The sequence below is a fragment of the Streptomyces sp. URMC 123 genome, assembly GCF_051386515.1.
In the GTDB taxonomy this organism is placed as follows: Bacteria; Actinomycetota; Actinomycetes; order Streptomycetales; family Streptomycetaceae; genus Streptomyces.
In genome coordinates, this window is record NZ_JBPQTV010000537.1 from 1 (window position 1) to 2,475 (window position 2,475).

Annotated in this window: 3 protein-coding genes and 1 riboswitch; of the genes, 1 reads left to right on the forward strand and 2 read right to left on the reverse strand. The window is 74.9% G+C overall.

All coding sequences use genetic code 11. The annotated features are described in order from the left end of the window. Window positions 1-136: 136 nt before the first annotated feature. Window positions 137-357: riboswitch (cobalamin riboswitch) on the forward strand. Window positions 358-445: 88 nt separating this feature from the next. Next, window positions 446-910, forward strand: coding sequence for an acyl-CoA thioesterase (locus tag ACSNOD_RS30465; protein ID WP_436770314.1), 465 nt, complete (start codon window positions 446-448; stop codon window positions 908-910). Here ACSNOD_RS30465 and ACSNOD_RS30470 read toward each other — a convergent pair. After that, entirely contained in the window at window positions 873-1,094 is a 222-nt protein-coding gene (locus tag ACSNOD_RS30470) for a ferredoxin (RefSeq protein ID WP_436770316.1), read from the reverse strand. The two genes, ACSNOD_RS30465 and ACSNOD_RS30470, sit on opposite strands and share 38 nt — an antisense overlap. Window positions 1,095-1,110: 16 nt before the next feature. Next, the gene (locus ACSNOD_RS30475) at window positions 1,111-2,382 is read right to left on the reverse strand and encodes a cytochrome P450 (protein ID WP_436770315.1); all 1,272 of its coding nucleotides are present in this window, start codon (window positions 2,380-2,382) and stop codon (window positions 1,111-1,113) included. Window positions 2,383-2,475 lie beyond the last annotated feature (93 nt).

Consider the following 2,475-nt stretch of genomic DNA (forward strand, 5'->3'; position numbering starts at 1 on the left):
ACGCTCCCGAGGCGACAGCCGGCCGGGAGGCCGACCCCCGTACCGTCGACCTCGGACAGCCCGGCCCCCGCGCCGCCCGCCACCACCGGGGGCCGATCACCGCCCCGGGCGCGGCCGTTAGGCTGGCGGACGCAGCTGGTTCGCCCCGTCAGCCAGGCGGGACGCGTCGTAAGAGGGAACCCGGTGGAAGTCCGGGACTGCCCCGCAGCGGTGAGCGGGAACGACCGCCGTCCCACGCACTGGGCCCCGCCCGAGGAACGGGCCCGGGAAGCGACGGCCAGTAGGCGCCCCGTACGTCCGTCGGCCTTCGTCGGCCACGGCGTACGACGGCGGGCCCGCGAGTCCGAAGACCTGCCGCTGCCCGTACGCGACCGGCGCGTACGGAAGGGGACCCGCGCGCACCCCGCCCCGGGCCCCCCGCCGCGACTCGCGAAGGAGAGTTGACGTGGCCGACACCGCCACCACCACCCCGGCCGCCGCGCCCGGGACGCCCGCCAAGACCCCCGCCGACTCCCGGGTGACGCTCGCCCACATCATGAGCGAGCACGACACGAACCTCTACGGGACCATCCACGGCGGCGTTGTGATGAAGCTGATCGACGACGCGGCCGCCGCCGCTGCCGGGCGGCACGCCGACGGCCCGGCCGTCACCGTCTCCGTGGACCGCCTGACCTTCCTCGCCCCCGTGCGCGCCGGTGACCTGCTCACCGTCCACGCCGAACTGGAGCGGGCCGGGCGCACCTCGATGACGGTCGCGGTGCGGGTGACCGCGGAGCGCTGGAACGCCTCGGGTCCGGCGACCGAGGTGGCCGGCGGGCGGCTGACGTTCGTGGCCGTCGACGCCGCCGGGAGCCCCCGCCCGGTGCCCGCGCTCACCGTGCCCGCGCCGAACCCCCCGGCCGGTCCCTGACCCGGATGACCCCGGCGGGGCACACCCCCGCCGCCATTCGGGCCGCCGCCTGCCGCTCGCGGGGCGGCCGGCGCTCCAGCAGGACGACCCGGCCGTCGTCGGCGTCCTGGTCGAAGACCTCGGGGGCGGTCAGGGCGCACATGCCCGCCCCGACGCAGCGCTCACGGTCGATGTCGATCTCCATCTCCGTCCCCATCGTCCTACACCTCGTCCCAGGCGACGGGCAGCCGGTGCACGCCGTAGATGTTCATGTCGGTGCGCAGCGGGATCTCCTCGGCCGGGACGGCCAGCCGCAGCGTGGGGAAGCGGGCGACCAGCGCCGGGAGGGCGACCGCCATCTCGACCCGGGCCAGCTGCTGGCCCAGGCACTGGTGGATGCCGTGGCCGAACCCCAGATGGCCGGTGGCCCTGCGCCGCAGATCGAGGGTGTCGGGCTCGGGGAACTTCGAGGGATCGCGGTTGGCGGTCTCCAGGGAGCAGATGACCGTCTCGCCGGCCCCGATCAGCTCGCCGTCGATCTCGACGTCCTCCAGCGCCACCCGCGCCGTGAAGGGGGCGACCGTCAGAAAGCGCAGGAGCTCCTCGATCGCCTGTTCGGCGAGGCTCGGGTCGTCGCGGAGGGCGGCGAACTGCTCCGGGTGGCTGAGCAGCGCGAAGGTGCCGTGGGCGAGCATATTGGCCGTGGTGTCCAGGCCGGCGGCGAGCAGGAGGGCGCCGAGGCCGACGATTTCCTCGTCGGTGAGGCCGGGTTCCCGCGTCAGGTCGCTGAGCAGATCGTCGGTCGGTTCCGCGCGCTTGGCCAGGACGAGCCCCCGCAGGTAGTCCTGGAGACCGGTCATGGCCGCGTACCGCTCCTCCACGGACACCTCCAGGGACATGACGGTGACCGTGTATCCGTGGAAGGTGTCGCGGTCGGCGTGGGGCACCCCGAGCAGTTCACAGATCATCAGCGCGGGGATCGGCTGGGCGAACACCTCCACCAGGTCCACTCCCGGCCCCCGGCGCTCCATGGCGTCCAGCGTCTCGGCGGTGAAGTGCCGCACACGCTCGGTCAGCGCGCGCATCCGCCGGACGGTGAACTTCCCCATGAGCAGCCGGCGGTAGCGGGTGTGCTCGGGAGCGTCCATGCCCGTCATGTCGCCGACCGGGGCCGGCGGCAGCGGGCCCTCGGGCCCGTCCGGGAGGGGGTGGTGCATCAGCTCGTACCGGGCGCTGAAGCGGGCGTCCGCGAGGATCGCGCGGACCGCGGAGTGGCCGGTGACCAGCCGGCCCGTGTGCCCGTCGGGGAAGCGCAGCGGGGCGATCGGCCGCTCCGCGCGGAGCTCGCCCAGCTCGGGCGGCGGGGCGAACGGGCACCCGCCGGCCCGCCGGGTGGGCAGGGCGGTGACGGGCTCGTACGGGTCCGGGTGCGGCTGCGCGTCCGGGTGACCGGTCACGGGGGCGGGCGCGGGGGTCGGCGAGTCGTGCTGCATGGCGTGTCCTCCGGATGACGATGGTGTGCGATGGCAGTGACGTGCGTGACCTGCGTGACATGCGCGTACGAGGTGGGGTGCGCGGTCCGGGCG